This window comes from Micromonospora sp. NPDC002575, from assembly GCF_042889525.1.
GTDB classification, from domain to species: domain Bacteria; phylum Actinomycetota; class Actinomycetes; order Mycobacteriales; family Micromonosporaceae; genus Micromonospora; species Micromonospora carbonacea.
On record NZ_JBIARA010000001.1, the window covers coordinates 83,352 to 103,580 of the forward strand.

The 20,229-nt window shown below is 74.4% G+C and carries 19 protein-coding genes; 6 read left to right on the forward strand and 13 right to left on the reverse strand.

The genetic code is table 11. The features are described 5' to 3' along the window. Positions 1 to 10 precede the first annotated feature (10 nt). From ACFYWL_RS00385 to fdxA, 5 genes are read right to left on the reverse strand one after another with little or no spacing between them, the layout of a single operon-like run. Positions 11 to 658, reverse strand: coding sequence for a nucleoside/nucleotide kinase family protein (locus ACFYWL_RS00385; protein WP_386965355.1), 648 nt, complete (start codon positions 656 to 658; stop codon positions 11 to 13). Further along, on the reverse strand, positions 658 to 1,305 hold the full coding sequence (locus ACFYWL_RS00390; protein WP_386965358.1) for an SIMPL domain-containing protein: 648 nt from the start codon (positions 1,303 to 1,305) through the stop codon (positions 658 to 660). Before ACFYWL_RS00390 ends, ACFYWL_RS00385 begins: the two co-directional genes overlap by 1 nt. A 59-nt stretch (positions 1,306 to 1,364) precedes the next feature. Then, positions 1,365 to 2,441, reverse strand: a complete 1,077-nt coding sequence (locus ACFYWL_RS00395; protein ID WP_386965360.1) for a prephenate dehydrogenase — start codon at positions 2,439 to 2,441, stop codon at positions 1,365 to 1,367. Positions 2,442 to 2,459: 18 nt separating this feature from the next. Continuing rightward, on the reverse strand, positions 2,460 to 3,575 hold the full coding sequence (gene dapC / locus ACFYWL_RS00400; RefSeq protein WP_386966660.1) for a succinyldiaminopimelate transaminase: 1,116 nt from the start codon (positions 3,573 to 3,575) through the stop codon (positions 2,460 to 2,462). Next, positions 3,572 to 3,898 carry a ferredoxin gene (gene fdxA, locus ACFYWL_RS00405; protein WP_007072862.1) on the reverse strand — a complete coding sequence of 109 codons (327 nt, stop codon included), beginning with the start codon at positions 3,896 to 3,898 and terminating at the stop codon, positions 3,572 to 3,574. The genes dapC and fdxA overlap by 4 nt, the downstream gene beginning before the upstream one ends. Positions 3,899 to 3,977: 79 nt before the next feature. On the opposite strand from fdxA, the gene ACFYWL_RS00410 reads away from it, so the two are divergent. Further along, complete coding sequence (locus ACFYWL_RS00410) at positions 3,978 to 5,075, forward strand: GNAT family N-acetyltransferase (protein WP_386965363.1); 1,098 nt, start codon at positions 3,978 to 3,980, stop codon at positions 5,073 to 5,075. A 16-nt stretch (positions 5,076 to 5,091) separates the two neighbouring features. Here the strand turns inward: ACFYWL_RS00410 and ACFYWL_RS00415 are convergent, their stop codons facing one another. The 3 genes from ACFYWL_RS00415 to mshB all read right to left on the reverse strand — a co-directional run bounded on the left by ACFYWL_RS00415 (position 5,092) and on the right by mshB (position 7,034). Next, positions 5,092 to 5,556: a hypothetical protein gene (locus ACFYWL_RS00415; RefSeq protein ID WP_386965366.1), complete on the reverse strand. Its 465-nt coding sequence runs from the start codon at positions 5,554 to 5,556 to the stop codon at positions 5,092 to 5,094. Between the two features lie 81 nt (positions 5,557 to 5,637). Beyond that, positions 5,638 to 6,087, reverse strand: coding sequence for a hypothetical protein (locus tag ACFYWL_RS00420; protein WP_386966663.1), 450 nt, complete (start codon positions 6,085 to 6,087; stop codon positions 5,638 to 5,640). 17 nt (positions 6,088 to 6,104) lie between these two features. Then, a complete protein-coding gene (gene mshB / locus ACFYWL_RS00425) occupies positions 6,105 to 7,034 on the reverse strand; it encodes an N-acetyl-1-D-myo-inositol-2-amino-2-deoxy-alpha-D-glucopyranoside deacetylase (RefSeq protein WP_386965368.1) in 930 nt (309 codons plus the stop codon). Positions 7,035 to 7,120: 86 nt separating this feature from the next. On the opposite strand from mshB, the gene ACFYWL_RS00430 reads away from it, so the two are divergent. Both ACFYWL_RS00430 and ACFYWL_RS00435 read left to right on the forward strand, forming a co-directional pair. Then, entirely contained in the window at positions 7,121 to 9,265 is a 2,145-nt protein-coding gene (locus ACFYWL_RS00430; RefSeq protein WP_386965370.1) for a prolyl oligopeptidase family serine peptidase, read from the forward strand. A gap of 58 nt (positions 9,266 to 9,323) precedes the next feature. Next, positions 9,324 to 9,929, forward strand: a complete 606-nt coding sequence (locus ACFYWL_RS00435) for a class I SAM-dependent methyltransferase (protein WP_386965373.1) — start codon at positions 9,324 to 9,326, stop codon at positions 9,927 to 9,929. 291 nt (positions 9,930 to 10,220) lie between these two features. Here ACFYWL_RS00435 and ACFYWL_RS00440 read toward each other — a convergent pair whose 3' ends face one another. The 5 genes from ACFYWL_RS00440 to ACFYWL_RS00460 form a co-directional block, all read right to left on the reverse strand. After that, positions 10,221 to 11,963, reverse strand: a complete 1,743-nt coding sequence (locus ACFYWL_RS00440) for an ABC transporter substrate-binding protein (protein WP_386965375.1) — start codon at positions 11,961 to 11,963, stop codon at positions 10,221 to 10,223. A 62-nt stretch (positions 11,964 to 12,025) separates the two neighbouring features. After that, on the reverse strand, positions 12,026 to 13,012 hold the full coding sequence (locus tag ACFYWL_RS00445; RefSeq protein WP_386965378.1) for an ABC transporter permease: 987 nt from the start codon (positions 13,010 to 13,012) through the stop codon (positions 12,026 to 12,028). A gap of 12 nt (positions 13,013 to 13,024) precedes the next feature. Continuing rightward, on the reverse strand, positions 13,025 to 14,026 hold the full coding sequence (locus tag ACFYWL_RS00450) for an ABC transporter permease (RefSeq protein WP_386965380.1): 1,002 nt from the start codon (positions 14,024 to 14,026) through the stop codon (positions 13,025 to 13,027). After that, a complete protein-coding gene (locus tag ACFYWL_RS00455) occupies positions 14,023 to 15,063 on the reverse strand; it encodes an ABC transporter ATP-binding protein (protein ID WP_386965382.1) in 1,041 nt (346 codons plus the stop codon). The genes ACFYWL_RS00450 and ACFYWL_RS00455 overlap by 4 nt, the downstream gene beginning before the upstream one ends. Next, on the reverse strand, positions 15,060 to 16,115 hold the full coding sequence (locus ACFYWL_RS00460) for an ABC transporter ATP-binding protein (protein WP_386965385.1): 1,056 nt from the start codon (positions 16,113 to 16,115) through the stop codon (positions 15,060 to 15,062). The genes ACFYWL_RS00455 and ACFYWL_RS00460 overlap by 4 nt, the downstream gene beginning before the upstream one ends. Positions 16,116 to 16,339: 224 nt before the next feature. On the opposite strand from ACFYWL_RS00460, the gene ACFYWL_RS00465 reads away from it, so the two are divergent. From ACFYWL_RS00465 to ACFYWL_RS00475, 3 genes are all read left to right on the forward strand, one after another. Next, complete coding sequence (locus ACFYWL_RS00465) at positions 16,340 to 16,888, forward strand: Uma2 family endonuclease (protein WP_386965388.1); 549 nt, start codon at positions 16,340 to 16,342, stop codon at positions 16,886 to 16,888. Positions 16,889 to 16,998: 110 nt separating this feature from the next. Beyond that, positions 16,999 to 18,435 carry a TldD/PmbA family protein gene (locus ACFYWL_RS00470; RefSeq protein ID WP_386965390.1) on the forward strand — a complete coding sequence of 479 codons (1,437 nt, stop codon included), beginning with the start codon at positions 16,999 to 17,001 and terminating at the stop codon, positions 18,433 to 18,435. Positions 18,436 to 18,511: 76 nt separating this feature from the next. Beyond that, positions 18,512 to 19,993 carry a TldD/PmbA family protein gene (locus tag ACFYWL_RS00475; protein ID WP_386965393.1) on the forward strand — a complete coding sequence of 494 codons (1,482 nt, stop codon included), beginning with the start codon at positions 18,512 to 18,514 and terminating at the stop codon, positions 19,991 to 19,993. Positions 19,994 to 20,229 lie beyond the last annotated feature (236 nt).

Genomic DNA, 20,229 nt, shown 5'->3' on the forward strand with positions numbered 1-20,229 from the left:
CCGCCCCGGGTCAGGCCGGCGGCGGGTCGGCCAACCGGACCACCAGGTCCGCCCGGCCGGCGGTGCCCGCCACCACGGCCGCGTTGGTCTCGTCGCTGCCCAGCGCCCAGGCCCGCGCCTGCTCCGGCGACCGCCCGTACGCCTCGTGCCGGGCGGTCAGCCGGCGGTGCCGCACCTCGGCGTCCAGGTCCAGGAACCACGCCTCGTGCAGCAGCGACCGCACCTCGTCCCACGGGTAGTCCGGCAGCAGCAGGTAGTTGCCCTCGGTCACCACCAGCCGGACCTCCGGCGGCACCTCGATCGCCCCCGCGACCGGCTCCTCCAGGTCCCGGCGGAACTCCGGGGCCCACACCGAGGTCGGCTCCAGCCGGTGCAGCCGGCGCAGCAGCGCCACATACCCGGTCACGTCGAACGTGTCCACCGCGCCCTTGCGCGCGTCCAGGCCCAGCCGGCGCAGCTCCGCCTGCGCCAGGTGGAACCCGTCCATCGGCACCAGCCGGGCCACCCCGCCCAGCTCGGCGACGACCCGCTCGGCCAGCGTCGACTTGCCCGCCCCGGGCGCGCCCGCGATGCCCAGCAGCTGGCGGGGACCGGCGTCGGCGAGGGCGCGGGCCCGCGCCACCAGCTCCTCGACGGCCAGCACGTCGGCGGCCGGCATCAGCCCAGCACCGGCTCGGAGATCGTGAACCGGGCGTCCACCGCCGCGTGCACGGCCTGCGGCTGCGGGTCCAGGTCCAGCTCCGGCGGGCCGCCGGACTCCGCGCCGCCCCCGGCGAACGCGGCACGGGCGAACATCGGCTGCGGGGCCGCCCCGGTGTCGGCCAGCTCCAGCAGGGCGGTCACGCGCGCGCCGAGCGCCTCCGCGTACTCCCGGGCGCGGGCCAGCGCGTCGGCGATCGCGGCGTGCCGGGCGTCGCGGTGGGCCGGGCTGTCCGGCCGCAGCGACCACCACGGGCCGGCGATCTCGACCTGGTCCTGGTCGGCCAGCCGCAGCATCAACTCGCCCAGCGCGGTGAAGTCGGTGACGGTGACGGTGGTGGCGACGCTGCCGTGCCAGGCCACCACCCGCTCGCCGGAGCGGCGCGTCTGCGGCCACACCCGCAGGTCGCCGGTCTCCCGGCGGTCCACTGCCGGCTCGGCGGCGTCGAGCAGCACCCGCACGGCCGCGGCCCGCTCGGCCAGCCGGCTCAGGACGGCCTCCCGGCTGCGGTCCCGGGCCGTCGCGGTCACCGTGAACCGCGCCAGCTCGGGCGGAACCTCCCGGTACGCCTCGCCGCGCACCGCCACGACCGGTCCGTCCACCATGCCTTCACCCTAAAGGAAGGGCACCTTGTTAACGCATTCTGTAGAGCAGGGGCCCCTTCCTAACCCGGGGCGGCGGGCAGGTGGGTGGCGGGCGGCTGGGCGGCGGGCAGGTGGGCCGCGTAGGTCACCGTCGCGTCGGTGACCGTGCAGCCGGTCAGGTAGCCGCCGGCCGCACCGAGCTCCAGCAGGTACGCCAGCTCACCGTCGACGGCCGCGCCGTGCGCCGCGCCGCCGTCGGCCTTCGCTCCGTCGGCCTCTCCGGCCCGCGGGAAGGTGCGGGGGGCTGCGGCGGGCAGCTCCCGGTCGAGCAGCGCCAGCCGGAGCCCGCGCGCCCGCTGCTGGAGGTCGGCCAGGGCCGGCGCGTCGCCGCCGCGCAGCGCGGCAGCGTACCGGTCGAGGAGACCGGTCACCCGGTCGAGCTGGGCGAGCACCTGGTCGCGGTTGTTCAGCAGCATGTCCACCGTGCGGGCGGCCGGCGTGCCGACGACGCGGGTGCCGTCGCGGAAGCTGCCGGCGGCCAGCCCCAGCGCGGCGTCGCGCAGGTCGGCCTCCGCCACCGTGGCGGCCAGGGCACCGGCCAGCAGGTGCGGCAGGTGCGAGGCGAGGGCCGCCGCCGCGTCGTGGGCGTCCGGATCCAGCGGTACGACCCGCGCGCCGAACACGTCGACGAGCAGCGCGGCCAGCGTCCGGAACCGGTCGAGGCCCGCCGCCGTGGGGCAGAGCACCCAGGCCGCGCCGTCGAAGAGGGCGGGGCTGGCGGCGGTCAGCCCGGCGCGCTCCGTCCCCGCCATCGGGTGTCCCGGCACGAACCGGCCGGTCAGCCCGTGCGCCGCCGCGTACGCGGCGATCCCGCCCTTGGTGCTGCCGACGTCGGTGAGCACGCAGCCGGGGCCGGTCAGCCCGCTGACGTTGTGCAGGGCCTCCGGCAGGCTGGACAGCGGGCCGCAGAGGAACACCACATCCCGGTCGCGGACGGCGTCGGCGAGCGCGTCGGGGAAGACGACGCCCCGCGCGCGGCCCTCCGCCCGGGTGGCGGCGTCCGGGTCCCAGCCGGCGACGTCGAGGCCCCGCTCCCGCAGCCGGAGCAGGATCGAGCCGCCGATGAGCCCGGTGCCCACCACTGCGGCCCGGAGCATCTCCACCATCACGCGCCGTCAGGGCTGGGCGAGGCGGGCGGCGACCGCCGCGACGTGCTCGTCGGACTCGGTCAGCGCCGCCCGGACGTGCTGCGCGCCGCCCGGCCCGTAGAAGACGCCGGCCGCGACCAGGATGCCCCGGCGGGCCAGCCAGTCGACGGTCGCCCAGCAGTCCTCGCCCCGGGTCAGCCACAGGTAGAGCCCGGCCTCGGAGTGTTCGACGGTGAACCCGGCCCCGGTGAACGCGGCCAGCAGCCGCTCCCGCCGCGCCCGGTAGCGCTCCCGCTGGGCGTCGGCGTGCTCCTGGTCGCCCAGCGCGGCGATCATCGCCGCCTGCACCGGGGCCGGCACGATCATGCCGGCGTGCTTGCGCACCTTCAGCAGCTCCGCCACGAGGGCGGGGTCGCCGGCGACGAAGCCCGCGCGGTAGCCGGCCAGGTTGGAGCGCTTGGACAGCGAGTGCACGGCCAGCAGCCCGTCGTATGACCCGCCGCTCACCTCGGGCGCGAGCACCGAGACCGGCTCGGCGGCGGCCGACCAGCCCAGCGGCAGGTAGCACTCGTCGCTGGCCACGACGGCCCCCCGCTCCCGCGCCCAGTCCACCACCTTGCGCAGGTGGTTGGCGGGCAGCACCCGGCCGGTCGGGTTGCCGGGCGAGTTGACCCAGACCAGGCGGACCCGGGGGTCGGGGCCGAGCGCGGTCAACGAGTCGGTGCGCACGGTGGTGGCCCCGGCGATCCGCGCCCCGTCCTCGTACGTCGGGTAGCAGATCGACGGCACGACGACGACGTCACCGGGCCCGAGGCCGAGCAGGGTGGGCAGCCACGCCACCAACTCCTTGGAGCCGATGGTGGGCAGCACGCCCAGGCCGTCGACGCGCGCGCCGCAGGACCGGGCCACCCACGCCGCGACGGCCTCCCGCAGGGCGGGGGTGCCGGCGGTCAGCGGGTATCCGGGCGCGTCGGACGCGTCGGCCAGGGCCTGCCGGATCACCGGAGGCACCGGGTCGACCGGAGTGCCCATCGACAGGTTGATCGGGCCGTCCGGGTGCGCCGCGGCCAGGGCGGCCGCGGCGTCCAGGGTGTCCCAGGTGAACTCGGGCAGCCGCGACGAGACCGGCGCGGGCCGGTTCAGTGGCCCTCTCCGCGCGGCGGCTGGCCCGCGACGAACGTCGCGTCCTTCTCCACCTTGCCGATCTTCGAGGCGCCGCCGGGCGAGCCCAGGTCCTCGAAGAACTCGTAGTTCGCCCCGGTGTAGTCCTTCCACTGCTCCGGGACGTCGTCCTCGTAGAAGATCGCCTCGACCGGGCAGACCGGCTCACAGGCACCGCAGTCGACGCACTCGTCGGGGTGGATGTAGAGCATCCGGTTGCCCTCGTAGATGCAGTCGACCGGGCATTCCTCGATGCATGCCTTGTCGAGCACATCCACGCAGGGCTCGGCGATGATGTAGGTCACCGGTCTTCTCCTCCGCAAGACACGCCGCGATCACCCGCGACGGTTAGAGCCTAGTATCTCGCCGGGGAGGGGGTCGATCGTGCTCCGACAGCAGGATGTGGGACACCGGATCGTGGTCCGCCGGATTGTGGGGATTCGCGAAGGTCGTCCGCTCTTTTCCGATGCCCTCGGCGAGCTGGTCGAGCTGACCGAGACCCACGTCACCCTGGCCACCGACCAGGGCCGGCTGCGGGTGCCGGTGGCCGAGGTGCACCGGGCCAAGCGGGTGCCGCCGGCGCGCCGGCCGACCGCCGCCGCCGTCGTGGCGCTGGAGCTGGCCGCCGACGAGGCGTGGCCGGCGCCCACGCGGGGCCGGCTCGGCGACTGGCTGCTGCGCAGCGCCGAGGGGTGGAGCGGGCGGGCCAACTCGGCGCTGCCGGTCGGCGACCCGGACCGGCCGCTGCCGGCCGCGCTGGACGCCGTCGAGCGCTGGTACGCCGACCTCGGGCAGCCCGCCATGGTCAACACGCCGCTGCCGCTCGCCGCCCCCGTCGGCGCCGAGCTGGACGCGCGGGGCTGGGCCTCCCGGCCACCGGTGCTGGTGCAGACCGCGCCGCTCGCCCCGCTGCGCGCCGGCCGCCCCGAGCCGCGCGCCGGCCGGGCCGACCCGCCGCCCAGCCGCCTTGGCACGCCGCCGGACCCGGACCACGCCCCGGCGGGCCACAACTCGCCGGGCCGGGCCGGGCCGCCGACCGGCGGGGCCGGCACCCCGCCGGCCGCGCCGGGGCGGGCCGACCTGCCGCCGGTGGAGCTGGCCGCCGCGCCGTCCGACGACTGGCTCGCGGTCGCCGCCGGGCGCAAGGGCGGCCTCCCGGACGCCGCCCGCGACGTGCTCACCGCCGTGGGCCAGGTCCGCTTCGCCCACGTGTACGCCGACGGCGCGCTGCTCGCCGTCGGCCGGGGCACGGTCACCGGCGACGGGCGCTGGCTCGGGCTGAGCCTGATCGAGGCGCTGCCGCACGCCCGCCGGCAGGGCCTGGCCACCCACGTCATCCGCGCCCTGGCCGACTGGGGCGCCGCCCTGGGCGCCTCCGGCGTCTTCCTTCAGGTGGAGCAGCGCAACACCCCGGCGGTGAACCTCTACCGCAGCCTGGGCTTCACCACGCACCACACCTACCTCACCCGCGTCGCCCCCTGAGCGGCGGGGCAAACGGTCAGCGGCGCACGGGGCGGCGCGGCTTGGCGGTCTTGATCTCGGCGTAGCGCTTGAGCATCCGGGAACGGTGGTCGCGGCCGAGCGCGGTGACGGTCAGGTAGCCGACGAGGACCCCGGCGGCGGTCGCCGCGAGATAGAGCCAGATCTGGGCGAAGAAGGTGCCCGCGCCGCCGCCGAACGGGTTCTGCCCGACCAGCAGCGGCCCGACCAGGACGGTCAGCAGCAGCGCGACCCCGACTGCGGCGGCCACGTCGGCCGCCCAGCGGCCCACCGGGCGGTCCTGCCCCCAGCGGAACGCCAGCACGGCGAGGACCAGCCCGATCGCCAGGAACATCGCCAGCGAGACCCGGTCGGCGGCGGTGTCGTCGCCGTCGAAGCCGAGCCTGATCACCACCCGGGCGACCACGTTGACCGCGAACAGCGCCCCCGCGAGCACGCCGACCGCCCGCCACCGATCCCTCATCGCACGCCTCCCGCCGCACCGCCCGCCCCGACGGCGGGCTTCCTGGCAGGAATATCTACCACCGCAACCTGTGCGTCGTCATCACCCGTCGCGACGGGCCGGTGGCGGGGCGAGCACCTGCCGGAACCCCATCACCGCGAACGTCATCGCGCCCGCCACGATCATCGCCAGCCCGACCCAGTTGTCGCCGGCCAGCAGCAGGTCGCCCTCGCTGGTGCGGATCGCCGCCGCGCCCATCAGCACGAACCACGGCGTCGCGGGCAGCACCACCGCCCAGCGGCGGCCCACCGCCGCGTGGGCGAACCAGCTCAGCGCGACGTTGGCGAGAACGGCCACCGGCACCGACGCGCCGACCAGCGTCCCGGAGACCCGGACGGTCGACAGGATCAGCTCCAGCAGGCCCGTCGCCACCGCGGCCACCACGGCCACCACGCCACCGGCGACCCGCAGGGCGAGGTCGAGCAGCCGCCACGGCCGCGACGGCCTCCCCGGCGGGGACGGGGCGGGGGCCTGCGGCGGGACGACCGACATCGGCGCGGCGGGCAGGGTCACCGGACGCCGGCCGCCGCGACCGGGGCGGACCCCGCGCCGTCCCCACTGAGGTCGAGCCCGGCGAACAGGTCGTCCTCCCAGCCGTACGGGCCGCTGCCCGGCCCCTTCTCTCCCACCGCCAGCGTGAAGTACTCCACGCCCATGAACTCGGCCCCGAAGTTGCCGGCGATCGAGTAGAGCCACGAGTTGGCCGGGATCTGGGTGGCGTGCGCCCGCATCGCCGCCTCCTTCGCGGCGTGCTGGTCGGTGGCGTCGATCCGGGCGGCGATCTGCTCGTCGGGGGTGCCGAAGGGCAGGTCGTCGATGCTGCCGATGCCCTCGAACGGGTTGTCCGCCGCCTCGGTGAAGTGGCTCATGCCGGCCTCCAGCACGCTGCGCGGCATGGCCGTCCAGTAGACCTTGGCCGGGGCGATCCCCTCGGCGGCGGCCAGCTCGTGCGCCCGCATCGCCACCCGGTGCGCCTGGATGTGGTCGGGGTGGCCGTAGAAGCCGTTCGGGTCGTACGTGATCATGACCTGCGGGCGTACCTCCCGCATGATTTCCACGACGAACCCGGCGGCCGTGTCGAGGTCGGCCTGCCAGAACGCCCGGGGGTGGTCGTTGGTGGCCAGGCCCATCATCCCCGAGTCGCGGTAGCGGCCCGCGCCGCCGAGGAACCGGTGGTCGGTGACGCCGAGCGCGGCGCAGGCGGCGGCCAGCTCGCCGATGCGGAACCCGCCGAGCTGGTCTGCCTCGGCGGCGGCGAGCTGCGCCAGCTCCGGCACGTGGATCTCGCCCTCCTCGCCGAGCGTGCAGGTCACCAGCGTCACGTGGGCGCCGGCGGCGGCGTAGTGGGCCATCGTCGAACCGGTGCCGATGGACTCGTCGTCGGGGTGCGCGTGGACCAGCAGGAGGCGGCGGTCGGGCAGCGTCGTCACGACGGTCACTCTAACCGGCGGTTCGCCCCCGCCGGCCCCGACGCGTCCCGCCAGGTCCGCCACATCACCCCCGGGGCGGCTCTACGATCCGACGTGTGGACTTTCCGGAGCTGGCCGCCCGCACCCGCCGGTTCGGCCACGGGGCGCCGCGCGCCGTCACCGTGGCCGGCGACGGCTCCCGGGTGATGTTCCTGCGCTCGGCCGGCCCGGAGGATCCCGCCGACGCGCTCTGGCTCCTCGATCCGGCCACCGGCGAGGAGCGGCTGGTCGCCGACCCGGTGGACCTGCTCGGCGCGGGCGGCGACCCGGCCGCGCTCACCCCCGGCGAGCGGGCGCTGCGCGAGCGGCGGCGGCTCAGCGCCGCCGGCATCGGCGCGTACGCGCTGGACGCGGCCGGCCGGGTGGCGGTGTTCGCGCTGGCCGGGCGGCTGTTCCGGGCCGACCTGGTACACGGCGACGTGGTCGAGGTGGCGACCGTCGGCCCGGTGCTCGACCCGCGCCCCGACCCCACCGGCGAGCGGCTGGCGTACGTCACCGACGCCGCCGACGGGGTCCGCCGGGGCGAGCTACGGATCGTGGCCCCCGACGGCGTCGACAGCCTGCTGGCCGGCGAGGACGGCGGGGTCACCTGGGGGCTGCCCGAGCACGTCGCCGCCGAGGAGTTCCACCGGTTCCGGGGCTACTGGTGGGCGCCCGACGGGCGCGGCGTGCTGGCCGCCCGCGTCGACGAGTCCCGCCTGCCCCGCTGGCACCTGCACGACCCGGCCGACCCGGCCAGCCCGCCGACGACGGTGGCGTACCCCCGGGCAGGCGGGCCGAACGCCGAGGTCAGCCTGCACCTGCTCGACCTCGACGACGGCTGGGTCGACGTGCACTGGGACCGGGAGACCTACCCGTACCTCGCCTCCGTCGACTGGGCCGACGGCAACCCGCTGCTCACGGTGCTGCGCCGGTCGCAGCAGCACGGCCTGGTGCTGGCGGTGGACCCGCGTACCGGCGAGACGCAGGTGCACGCCGAACTGGCCGACCCGCGCTGGGTGGAGCCGATCCCGGGCACCCCGGCGCACCTGCCCGACGGCCGGGTGCTGGTCGGCGGCGAGCTGGCCCACGACGGGTACGACGCCCGCTGCCTGTTCGCCGACGGCACCCTGCTCACCCCGCCGTCGCTGTACGTGCGCCGGGTGGTGGGCCGGCTGCCCGCCGGCAACGGCCCGGCCGACCTGCTGGTGGAGGCGAGCGAGGGCGAGCCCAGCCAGCGGCACCTCTACCGGGTGCGGACGCTGATCGGCGGCGGCGTGGACGCCCGCCGGATGAGTGGCACCCCCGGCTGGCACACGGCCGCCGTGGGCGGGGACACGCTGGTGGTCGGCACCTCGTCGCTGGACCAGCCCGGCACCACCTGGGCGGTGTGGCGCGGCGACCGGGAGGTCGCCCAGCTCCGCTCGCTGGCCGCCACCCCGCCGTACGCGCCCCGGCCGACGATGGTGCGGGTGACCGACCGGCGGCTGCCCAGCGCGGTGGTCTACCCCACCCAGCACGTCAAGGGCACCCGGCTGCCGGTGCTGCTGGACGTCTACGGCGGGCCGGGGCACCAGGAGGTGGTGGCCGCGCGGGCGGCCTGGCTGGAGCGGCAGTGGTGGGCCGACTCGGGCTTCGCGGTGGTGACCGTCGACAACCGGGGCACACCGGGGGTGGCCCCGTCGTTCGAGAAGGCGGTGCACCGACGGCTGGCCGACGTGGTGCTGACCGACCAGGTCGACGCGCTGACCGCGCTCGCCGACAAGCACCCCGACCTGGACCTGGAGCGGGTCGGCATCCGGGGCTGGTCGTTCGGGGGCTGGCTGGCCGGGCTGGCGGTGCTGCGCCACCCGGAGCTGTTCCGCTGCGGGATCGCCGGCGCCCCGGTCACCGACTGGACGCTGTACGACACGGCGTACACCGAGCGCTACCTGGGCCTGCCGGAGGACGGCATGGACGTGTACGCGCACCACTCGCTGCTGGAGCTGGCGGCCGAGCCGCCGGTGCCCGGCGAACCGGCCCGGCCGCTGCTGCTGGTGCACGGCCTGGTCGACGACAACGTGGTGGCCGCGCACACGCTGCGGCTGTCGGCGGCGCTGCTGGCGGCGGGCCGGCCGCACTCGGTGCTGCCGCTGACCGGGGCCACCCACCTGGCGGCGGGCGGCCTGTCGGAACGCCTGCTCCGCCTGGAACTCGACTTCCTCCGCACCCATTTGGGGTAAGGAAGGGCACCTTGTTAACGCTTTCTGTATAGCAGGGGCCCCTTATTAACGACCCGCGATGCTTCGCCTCGCCGGCGACGTCACGGGGCGCCGAATCCTCGACGCGGGGTGCGGCTCCGTGCCCTTGTCAGCCGCGCTGCGCGCCAGGGGTGCCGTGGTCACCGGCTTCGACGTGAGTGCGGGCATGGTCGACCTGACCCGCCAGCGACTGGGTGTGGACGCCGACCTGCACGTGGCGGACCTGAGCGCGCCGCTGCCGTTCGCGGACGCCGAGTTCGACGACGTCGTCGCATCCCTAGTCCTCCACTACCTGGAAGACTGGTCCGGCCCGCTCACCGAGCTGCGTCGTGTGCTGAAGCCAGGCGGCCGCCTGCTGCTCTCGGTCAACCATGCCGCCGGCTTCGTGGTCGAGTACACCAAGGCCGACTACTTTGCCGTCGCGAAGTACTCCGAGGAATACGTCATGGACGGCAAGACGGTATGGCTGGCCTTCTGGCACCGGCCGCTGCGCGCCATGGCAGACGCTTTCACTGCTGCCGGGTTCCGCATCGCGACGATCAGCGAGCCACCTCCTGCTCCGGACACTCCGGCGAAGCTGCTTCCGCCCGACCTGCCCTCCGGGTCCTTCATCTGTTTCCTGTTCTTCGTCCTCGAAGCCGCCTGAGCCCGACGCGCTGTCTCTGCGCCGCCCCGAACCCCACCGGAGACCTACCTGCTCATGGTCGCCGACCTCGATGCCCGCCAGTACAACGAACACGACCTCAAGAGCGCCCTGCTGGCCCTCCGCGCCGACTGAGCCTCTCGCCCCGCGCGCCCCACCCCCACCCCACCCGGTGATCAAGAGGAAAGCGTCAAGTTTGATCTCGACGATGACGCAAACCTCTTGATCACCAACGCGGGGCGGGGCGGGCGGGGCGGGGCGGGCGGGGCGGGCAGCCGGGGGCGGCGGCGGGGGTTAGTTCTTGACGTAGGCGTCGACGAAGGACGGGTAGCCGAAGACGCTGGAGATGAAGACGCCGCCGGCCTTGGAGCCGTGCACGTTGTACGCCACGTCGACGTAGAGCGGCACCACCGGCGCGTGCTCCCGCATGATCCGCTGGTCGAGCTTGGCCCACTCCGGGCCCTGCTTGGCCGGCTCCAGGGCGAGGATCCGGTCGAACTCGGCGTTGATCGCCGGGTCGTTGAAGTACGACTGGTTGCTGTTGCCCTCGGCCTTGATGGTGCGGCCGTCGTAGAGCACCGGCAGGATCGACGCGCCGCTGGGCCAGTCCGCCGCCCAGTTGCCGATGTACAGGTCCCAGGGGTTGTTCTTCTTCTTGACCTCGTCGAGCTTGGCGTCGTCCGGGATGTTCCGCACGGTGATCTTGAAGCCGGCCCGTTCCAGGTTGCCCTTGAGCTGGGTCGCCTGCACCTGCTCGTTGGTGTTGTCGGCCACGCCGAGGACCAGCTCCGGCGTCTGCCCGCCGAGCAGCTCCTTGGCCTTGTCCACGTCGCCGTTCGCCCCGGCCGGGTACGCCTCGTACGCCTGGAAGCCGATCGTGGCCGGCGGCATCAGGGTGGTCAGCGGCTGGGCGATGGTCTGCCCGCCGAGCGCCTTGACCAGGCCCTCCCGGTCGATGGCGTAGTTCAGCGCCTGGCGGACCTTCAGGTCGGTCACCCGCTGGTTGTTGATGACGAGTTGGTTGGCGCTCGGCGTCGGCGAGAGGATGGTGCGCGACTTCAGCGCCGCGTCCTGGGCCACCCGGGCGACCAGCGAGGGCGGCACCGAGTTGAAGGCGAGCGCGCTCTGGTCGGGGCCGTTGTCGGCGATCACCCGGTTGTTGGCGGCGTCGGCGGTCGGGCCGAAGCTCCACACGAACTGGTCCGGGTACTGGTGGCGCACCGGGTCGGTGGCCGGGTCCCAGTTCGGGTTGCGGTCGAGGGTGAGCTGCACGCCGACCTGGTTGTTGGCGATCTTGTACGGCCCGGAGGAGAACGGCCGCTGGTCCAGGTTGACCCCGGTGTCCTTGTCGGGCCGCAGGGGCGCGGTGGTCGGCAGGGACACCGCGAACGGCAGGTCGCAGCGGGGCTTGGTGAACTCGAAGCGCAGGGTCCGCTCGTCCGGGGTGGTCAGGCCGGGCGGCAGCGCGCCCTTGTTCTTCTTGAAGTCCCACCTGGTGTCGAACTGCGGGGTGTCGGCCAGCCACTCCTGCAGGTAGGTGGGGCCGCCGGCGAGGTCCGGGTCGAAGGACCGGGCGATGCCGTACGCGATCTCCTTCGACGTGATCGGGCTGCCGTCCTCGAACTTCACGCCCTGCTTGATCGTGAACTGCCAGACCTTGCAGTCGTTGTTGACGTTGGTCCCCGGGGTCTCGGCCAGGTCACCGACGAGCACGAGCCCGCCCTTGCCGTCGTCCTTCCAGGTCGTCAGGTAGCGGGCGAACAGCGGGTTGGCCATCAGGCCCGCGAACGAGTACGTCCGCTGCGGGTCCAGGTGGGAGATCGGGGTCTCCCGGATGATGGTGAACGTGCCGCCCCTGCGCGCCCCGCTCACCTCGGCCGCCGGGCCCTGCGAGTCCTTCGGGTCGGTGGCGATGACGCCGGTCTGCTGCCGGCCGGTGTCGACCGTGGTGCCCTCGCCCGTGTTCTCCGAGCACGCCCCCAGCGCCACCACCAGTGCGATGGCGCCGCCGACGCCGGCCGCTGCGCGTGGTCGCATCTCCTACCTCCTCTGTCGATGAATCCGGTCGATACGACTGTCGATAAAACCGGTCGAAACGATCAGCGCAGCCGCACCCGAGGGTCGATCGCCGCGTAGAGCAGGTCCACCACGACGTTGGCCAGCACCACGAACACCGCGGCGATGAGCACGGTCGCCATGATGGTGGGCAGGTCACCGGCGCGGACGGCGTCGACGGCCGTACGCCCCAGCCCCTGGATGCCGAACGTGGTCTCGGTGATGACGGTGCCGCCCAGCGCCCCGCCCACGTCCAGCCCCGCGATCGTCACCACCGGGGTGATGGCCGCGCGCAGCGCGTGCCGCCCGTACACCCGGGGTTTGGTCAGGCCCTTGGCGCGGGCCGTGCGGACGAAGTCCTCCGACAGCGTCTCCAGCATCTGCGCCCGGGACAGGCGCGCGTAGATGGCGGAGAAGAGGAACGCCAGCGAGACCCACGCCAGCACGAGGCCGCTGGCCCACTTGAGCGGGTCGTCGAACAGCGGCGTGTAGCCGGGCACCGGCAGCAGCCGCAGGTGGTAGACGAAGACCAGCAGCAGCACCGCCCCGACGAAGTAGAGCTGCAACGACGCGCCGGTCAGCGAGAAGCCGATGGCCAGCCGGTCCAGCCAGGTGCCCCGGCGCAGCGCCGAGACCATGCCGAGGCCGACGCCGAGCAGCAGCCACAGCACGGCCGCCGGGATCACGATGCTCAGGGTCACCGGCAGCACCCGGGCGATGGTGTCGCTGACCGCCTCGTTGGTGACGTACGACCAGCCCAGGCAGGGTGCGTCGCACCGGCCGCCCTGGGCGCTGCCGAGGTCCCGCCCGGTGACGATGCCCTTCATGTAGCCGGCGTACTGGGTGACCAGCGGGTCGCGCAGGCCCAGCTCCTGGCGGACCCGCTCCAGGCGCTCGGGGTTGCAGTTCTTCGGGCACATGCCGCTGACCGGGTCCCTGGGCAGGGCGAAGAACATCAGGAAGCTGAGCACGCTCACCGCGAACAGGGTGAGCGTCGCCGAGAGCAGCCGCTTGACCAGGAACCGCGCCATGACGAGCCTCCCCTACCGGGACGACTTCGGGTCGAGCGCGTCGCGCAGCGCGTCCCCGAAGAGGTTGAAGGCGAAGACCAGCGCGAAGATCGTGATGCCGGGGAAGAAGACGTACGCCGGGTCGGTCTGGAGGTAGTCGAGGCTGCGGTAGATCATCCGGCCGAAGCTCGGAGTGGCGTCGGTCAGCCCGACCCCGATGAACGACAGCGCCGCCTCGCTGGTGATGTACGACGGCACGGCCAGCGAAAACGACACCAGGATCGGCGCCCAGAGGTTCGGCAGGAGCTGGCGGAACAGCATGTGCCCCAGCCCGGCCCCGCTGGCCCGGGCGGCCTCCACGAACTCCCGCTCGCGCAGCGCGATGACCTGCCCGCGGACGAGGCGGGCGGTGCTGGTCCAGCCGAACAGGGCGAAGATGGCGATCAGCACGCCGATCTGGAACGCGGGGGGCACCTCCTCGCGCTGGCCGTAGAAGCGCAGCGCGATGGTCGGGGTCAGCGCCAGGGCGATGATCAGGAACGGCATGGCGAGGGTCAGGTCGGTGATCCAGTTGACCACCGCGTCGAGCCAGCCGCCGAGGTAGCCGGCGAGGGTGCCGAGCACGACGCCGATCGCGGCGGTGATGACGGCGGCGGCGATCGCGATGAACAGCGAGGTGCGCAGCCCGTGCACCATCCGGATGAAGATGTCCCGCCCCAGCCCCGGCTCCAGCCCGAACCAGTGCTCCCCGGTGACGCCGCCGGCGTAGCCCAGCGGCATGCCGAAGCCGTCGAGCCGGCTCTGGAACTGCTCGCGGGGGCCGATGCCGTACAGCGCCTCGATCAGCGGCACGGCCAGCGCGACCAGCAGGAAGAAGGCCAGCATGGCGGCGCTGACGACGGCCGTGCGGTCCCGGCGCAGCCGGGCCCAGGCGAGCTGGCCGGGCGACCGGCCGACGACGCGCAAGCCCCCGGGGCCGTCGCCGGTGGACTCGATCTCTGCGAGGGCCACGCCCTCGACCGGGGACAGGCTCACGCCGTCACCTCCGCACCGCTCGCGCCGGACTCCGGGACGCCGCCGCCATCGGGCTCCGGGACGCCGCCGCCGGGCTCCGGGAAATGGCAGGCGACCGACTGCCCGCTGCCGTCGCGGGGCACCAGCGCCGGTTCCTCGGCGGCGCAGACGTCGCGGGCCTTGGGGCAGCGGGTGCGGAACCGGCAGCCCGACGGCGGGTTCAGCGGGGTCGGCACGTCGCCGACGAGCCGGATCCGCCCGCCGGGGCCGAGCCGCGTCGCGTCCGGGATCGCCGACAGCAGGGCCCGGGTGTACGGGTGCCGGGGCCGCTCGTAGATGTCCGCCCGGTCGCCGATCTCCACGATCCGCCCCAGGTACATGACGGCGACCCGCTGGCAGAAGTGCCGCACCACCGCGAGGTCGTGGGCGATGAACACGAACGCCAGCCCGAGGTCGCGTTGCAGGTCGCGCAGCAGGTTGACGACCTGCGCCTGGATCGACACGTCGAGGGCGGAGACGGGCTCGTCGGCGACGATCAGCTTCGGCCGCAGCGCGAGGGCCCGGGCGATGCCGACGCGCTGGCGCTGCCCGCCGGAGAACTCGTGCGGGTAGCGGTTGTAGTGCTCGGGGTTGAGCCCGACCAGCTCCAGCAGCTCCTGCACCCGGCGGCGCACCCCGCCGGGCGGGTCGATCCCGTTGACCCGCAGCGGCATCGCCACGATCCGGCCCACGGTGTGCCGGGGGTTCAGCGACGCGTACGGGTCCTGGAAGATTATCTGGAGGTCCTGGCGCAGCGGGCGCAGCTCCCGCCGCCCGGCGTGGGTGATGTCGCGGCCGGCGAACTCGATGCGCCCGGCGGTCGGCTCCAGCAGCCGCACGAGCATCCGGCCGGTGGTGGTCTTGCCGCAGCCGGACTCCCCGACCAGGCCCAGCGTCTCGCCGGGGCGCACCGCGAAGTCGAGGCCGTCGACGGCCCGCACCAGGCCGGTGGCGCGGAACCCGGTGCGCACCGGGAAGTGCTTGGTCAGCCCGCTGACCCGCAGCAGCGGCTCGCTCATCGGGCCGCCCCCGTCCGTGCGACGCCCTCGGCGTGCAGCCGGGCGCGCTCGTCGGCCGGCAGGTGGCAGGCCGCCAGGTGGCCCGGCTCGCCGGCCGGGGCCAGCGCCGGGACCTGCGTGCGCGAGCGTCCGCCGGTGCGGTCGGCGTACCGGCAGCGGGGGTGGAAGGCGCAGCCGGCCGGCAGGGCGATCAGGCTGGGCGGGTTGCCGGGGATGGGCACCAGGTCCGCGTCGGCGTCGCCGTGCAGCGACGGCACGCTGGAGAGCAGACCCCAGGTGTACGGGTGCCGGGGCCGGCGCAGCACCTGCTCGGCGCTGCCGTGCTCGACGGCCCGGCCGGCGTACATGACCAGCACCTCGTCGGCGACCTGGCCGACCACGCCGAGGTCGTGGGTGATCAGCATGACCGCCGAGTGGAACTCGGCCTGGAGGTCGGCGAGCAGGTCCAGGATCTGCGCCTGCACGGTGACGTCGAGGGCGGTGGTCGGCTCGTCGGCGATCAGCAGGGCCGGATCGTTGACCAGGGCCATGGCGATCATCGCCCGCTGCCGCATGCCGCCGGAGAATTCGTGCGGGTGCTGGTCGTAGCGCTTCGCCGGCTGGGGGATGCCGACCCGGCCGAGCATGTCGACGGCCCGCCGCCGGGCCTCCCGCCGGCCCGCCCGCGGGTGGTGCACCCGGTAAGCCTCGGCGATCTGCCGGCCCACCGTGTAGTAGGGGTGCAGCGCCGACAGCGGGTCCTGGAAGATCATCGCGACGTCCCGGCCGCGCAGCCGGCGGACGTCCTCCTCGGGCAGGCCGACGAGCTGCCGGCCGCCGACGGAGATCCCGCCCGTGACGGTGGTGCGCCTCGGGTCGTGCAGGCCGAGGATCGCCAGCGAGGTGACGCTCTTGCCGGAGCCGGACTCGCCGACGACGGCGAGGGTGCGGCCCCGCTCGACGGCGAAGGAGACCCCGTCGACCGCGCGGACGGTGCCGTCGGCGGTGTCGAAGCGCACCCGCAGGTCGTCGACCCGCAGGTACGGGTCGGACGCCGGTGCTGGCTCGCCCACGACCACCTCCCCAGTGACGAAGAGAAACTACAACAGATCACTGAGGCTGAAAATAAGCTACAAGCGGTGGGCTGTCAGCGGTGCCCAGCGTAACGACTCGGCAACTGTGTCGATACCCCGTGCCGAGCGGCCCGGGAAAGCGGCACCGATCGCACCTCGGGTGCGACCGTGATCGGGGTGGCCGGGCGAGGATCCGTGCTCGATCGATCGAGGTGGGGGTGACCATGACCGCGGCGATGTTCGACCACGACGGACCGTGGACCGAGGAGGAGCAGCTCGCCCTCGGCGAGACGTCGCAACGGGTCGAACTCTTCGACGGGAGCCTCCACCTGACCTCGGCCCCCACCCCACGCCACCAGAACATCTCCGGCGAGCTACGCGCCGCCCTGCGGGTCCCGGCCCGCGAGGCGGGCCTACACGTCCTGGAAGCCGTGAACGTCCGGTTGAAGCCCGGTCGCATCCCCATCCCCGACCTCGTGATCACCGATGAGATCGACTTCGACGAGCCCAACATCGAGGCGAGCGACGTGCGGCTGGTCTGCGAGATCATCTCGCCGAGCAACGCGGCCACCGACAAGGTGCTCAAGATGCACTACTACGCCGCCGCCGGCATCCCGTGGTACCTGCTGATCGAGCAGCAGAGCGGGACGCTGCACCTCTACCGCCGGCAGGGCCGGCACTACATCGAGCAGTCGGTCGCCGCCGTGGGCGAGGTGCTGGAGTTGGTGGAGCCCGTCCGGGCGAAGATCCGGCCCGAGGATCTCGTCCCCTGACGGATGTCGGCCCCGTCCCCTAGGGTCGGGCGCATGAGCGAGCGCCAGCGAGCGAACCATCCATCCGGCCCGGTGTCTCAGGGCGGCGCGCAGCGCAGCGGAGCGTCGTCATGACCGGATTCGATGCGGCGTCCGCCGCCGTGCAGGCCGCCCTGGACGCGGGCGCCCGATACGCCGACGCCCGGGTGATGCACCGCCGCTACGAGTCGATGTCGGCCCGCAACGGCGACGTCGAGGAGCTGACCCAGGACGAGAGCCTCGGGCTGGGCGTCCGGGCGCTGGTCGGGTCGGGCTGGGGCTTCCACGCCGTACCGGAGCTGTCGGACGCCGCCGCCCGCGACGCCGGCCGGCGGGCCGCGCTGATCGCCGCCGCGAGCGCGCGGGTCCCCGGGCCGCCGATCGACCTGGTGCCGGCCGAGCCGGTCGTCGCGAGCTGGTCCTCGGCCTGCGAGGTGGACCCGCTCGGGGTGGCCCTGTCCGACAAGGGCGACCTGCTGGTCGGCGCGACCGCGACGATGCGGGAGCACGGCGCCGACCTGGCCGAGGGCCTCTACCAGGTGTGGGACACCACGAAGTGGTTCGTCTCCAGCGAGGGGCACCGCATCGACCAGCGCATCCGCGAGTGCGGCGGCGGCATCTCGGCCACCTCCATCGGCGACGGCGAGACCCAGCGCCGGTCCTACCCGAGCTACCGCGGCCAGTACGGCACCACCGGCTGGGAGCTGGTCACCCGGCTCGACCTGGCCGCGCACGCCGCCCGGGTCGCCGAGGAGAGCCGCGCGCTGCTCACCGCGCCCGAGTGCCCGGCGGGCGAGACCGACCTGATCCTCGGCGGCGAGCAGCTCGCGTTGCAGATCCACGAGTCCGTCGGGCACGCCATCGAGCTGGACCGCATCCTCGGCTGGGAGGCGGCCTTCGCCGGCACGTCCTGGCTGGACCTGGCGCAGCTCGGCTCGCTGCGCTACGGCTCCGAGCTGATGAACGTCACGATCGACCCGACCATCCCCGGCGCGCTGGGCAGCTTCGGCTTCGACGACGAGGGCTCCCCGGCGGTGCGGCGGGACGCGGTGCGCGAGGGCCGGTGGGTCGGGGTGCTCGCCGGCCGCGACTCGGCCGCCGTCGCCGGCCTGGACCACGGCGGCAGCGTACGCGCCGACGGCTGGGCGCGGCTGCCGATGGTGCGGATGACGAACGTCGGGCTGGAGCCCGGCCCGCACACCCTCGACGAGATCGTCGCCGCCACCGACGAGGGGGTGCTGATGGACATCAACCGCTCCTGGTCGATCGACGACAAGCGGCTCAACTTCCAGTTCGGCTGCGAGATCGGCTGGGAGGTGAAGCGGGGCCGGCGGGGGCGGATGCTGCGCAACCCGACCTACACGGGCATCGGCCCGCTGTTCTGGCGCTCGATGGACATGCTCTCCGCCGAGACCGTCGCCTGGGGCACGCCCAACTGCGGCAAGGGCCAGCCCGGCCAGGTCGGCCACACGGGTCACCCGGCCGCGCCGGCCCGGTTCCGCAACGTCCGAGTGGGGGTGCGCGCATGAGTGAGCGCAGCGAGCGAATCATCAGGCTCAGTGCGGTGAAGCCTCATGCGGCCGCCGAGCGCAGCGAGGTGGTCGCATGAGGCTGGACGCTCCGGGTGACGTGCTGGGGGTCGCCGACCAGGTGGTCGACCTGGTTCGCCGGCTGGCCGGGCCGCGGGCCGAGGCGGAGGTGGTGGTCACCCGCTCCGACCTGGCGCTGACCCGGTTCGCCAACTCCTTCGTGCACCAGAACGTCGCCGAGTCGGGCGTCTCGGTGCGGCTGCGCGTGCACGCCGACGGGCGCACGGCGGCCGGCGGCGGCAGCGTGGTCACCCCGGACGGGCTGGCCGCCCTGGTCGAGCGGGCCCTCGCGGCGGCCCGCCTCTGCCCGCCGGATCCGGCCTGGCCGGGGCTGGCCCCGCGCTCGCCGGTGCCCGCCGCCCCGGCCTGGGACGAGGCGACGGCCTTCGCCGAGCCGGGCGAGCGGGCCGAGCGGGTGCGCGCGTTCGTCGACGCCGCGGGCGGGCTGGAGGCCGCCGGCTACTGCCGCACCGGCTACCGGGCGGCGGCGTTCGCCAACTCCACCGGGCACTCGGCGCAGGGCGTCGCCGCCGCGGCGGCGATGGACGGCATCGCCCGCACCGGCGGCGCGGACGGGGTGGCCCGGCTGCACGTCGACCGGCTGGCCGACCTCGACGGGGCGGCGCTGGGGGCCCGGGCCGCCGCGAAGGCGCGGGCGGCCGTGGATCCGGTCGAGCTGCCCCCGGGCCGCTACGAGGTGGTGCTGGAGCCGGCCGCCGTCGCCGACCTGCTGCACAACTTCGCCATGTGGGGCTTCAACGGCAAGCGGCACACCGAGCGGCAGTCCTTCGCCGAGCCGGGCGTGGCCCAGTTCGACCCGGCGGTCACGCTGGTCGACGACCCGCTCGCCGGGTCGGGTCTGCCGTTCGACGTGGAGGGCACGGGCCGGCGGGCCCTGACGCTGGTCGACGCCGGCACCACGGTCGCCGTGGCGCACGACCGGCGCAGCGGCGCGGCGGCCGGGGTGGGCTCCACCGGGCACGCGTCGCCGGAGGCGGCCACCTTCGGCCCGATGCCGGTCAACCTGCGGCTGTCGGGCCCCGCCCCGGCGGGCGACGCCGATGCTCCGGCGCACGCGCCGGCCGGCGGCTACAGGGCTCAGCACGCCGCCGGGGCAGGGCACGGCGACGGGGCTCAGCGCGGGTCGCCGGTGCCGGCGGGGCCGCTGGTCGACGACTCCACGGCCGACCTGGTCGCCGGGATGGAACGCGGCCTGCTGGTCAGCGACCTGTGGTACACCCGGGTGCTGGACACGAAGAGCCTGGTGATCACGGGGCTGACCCGCAACGGGGTCTGGCTCGTGGAGGGCGGGGTGCCGGTGCGGGCGGTGCAGAACTTCCGCTTCACCGAGTCCTACCCCCGGGCGCTGGGCCCCGGGGCCGTGCTCGGGATCGGCAGCCGGGCGGTCCGGCAGCCGGACCGGTTCGACGGCGTCTGGTGGGACGCCCCGGCGCTGCGGCTGGCGGCCTGGAACTTCACCGGGGGCGCATCCGGCTGACCCGCGCGGATGATCCTCGCCGGTTCTGGCGGCGGCCGGAGAGTGAGGTTCTTAACATCCGACATCGATCGTGTTGCGGGGACTTTTCCGCAGGCCGGACACACGGGACACTCCCTTGCGCGGACGGCCCACGGAGATCGGCGTAACGTGTGTCAACTAGCTGCGCCGGTACGGCCGGTGTGGTCGTTGGTGTGCGCGGTGAGGTGGCAGCGGGTACGGGGTCGCCGGTCCGCGTG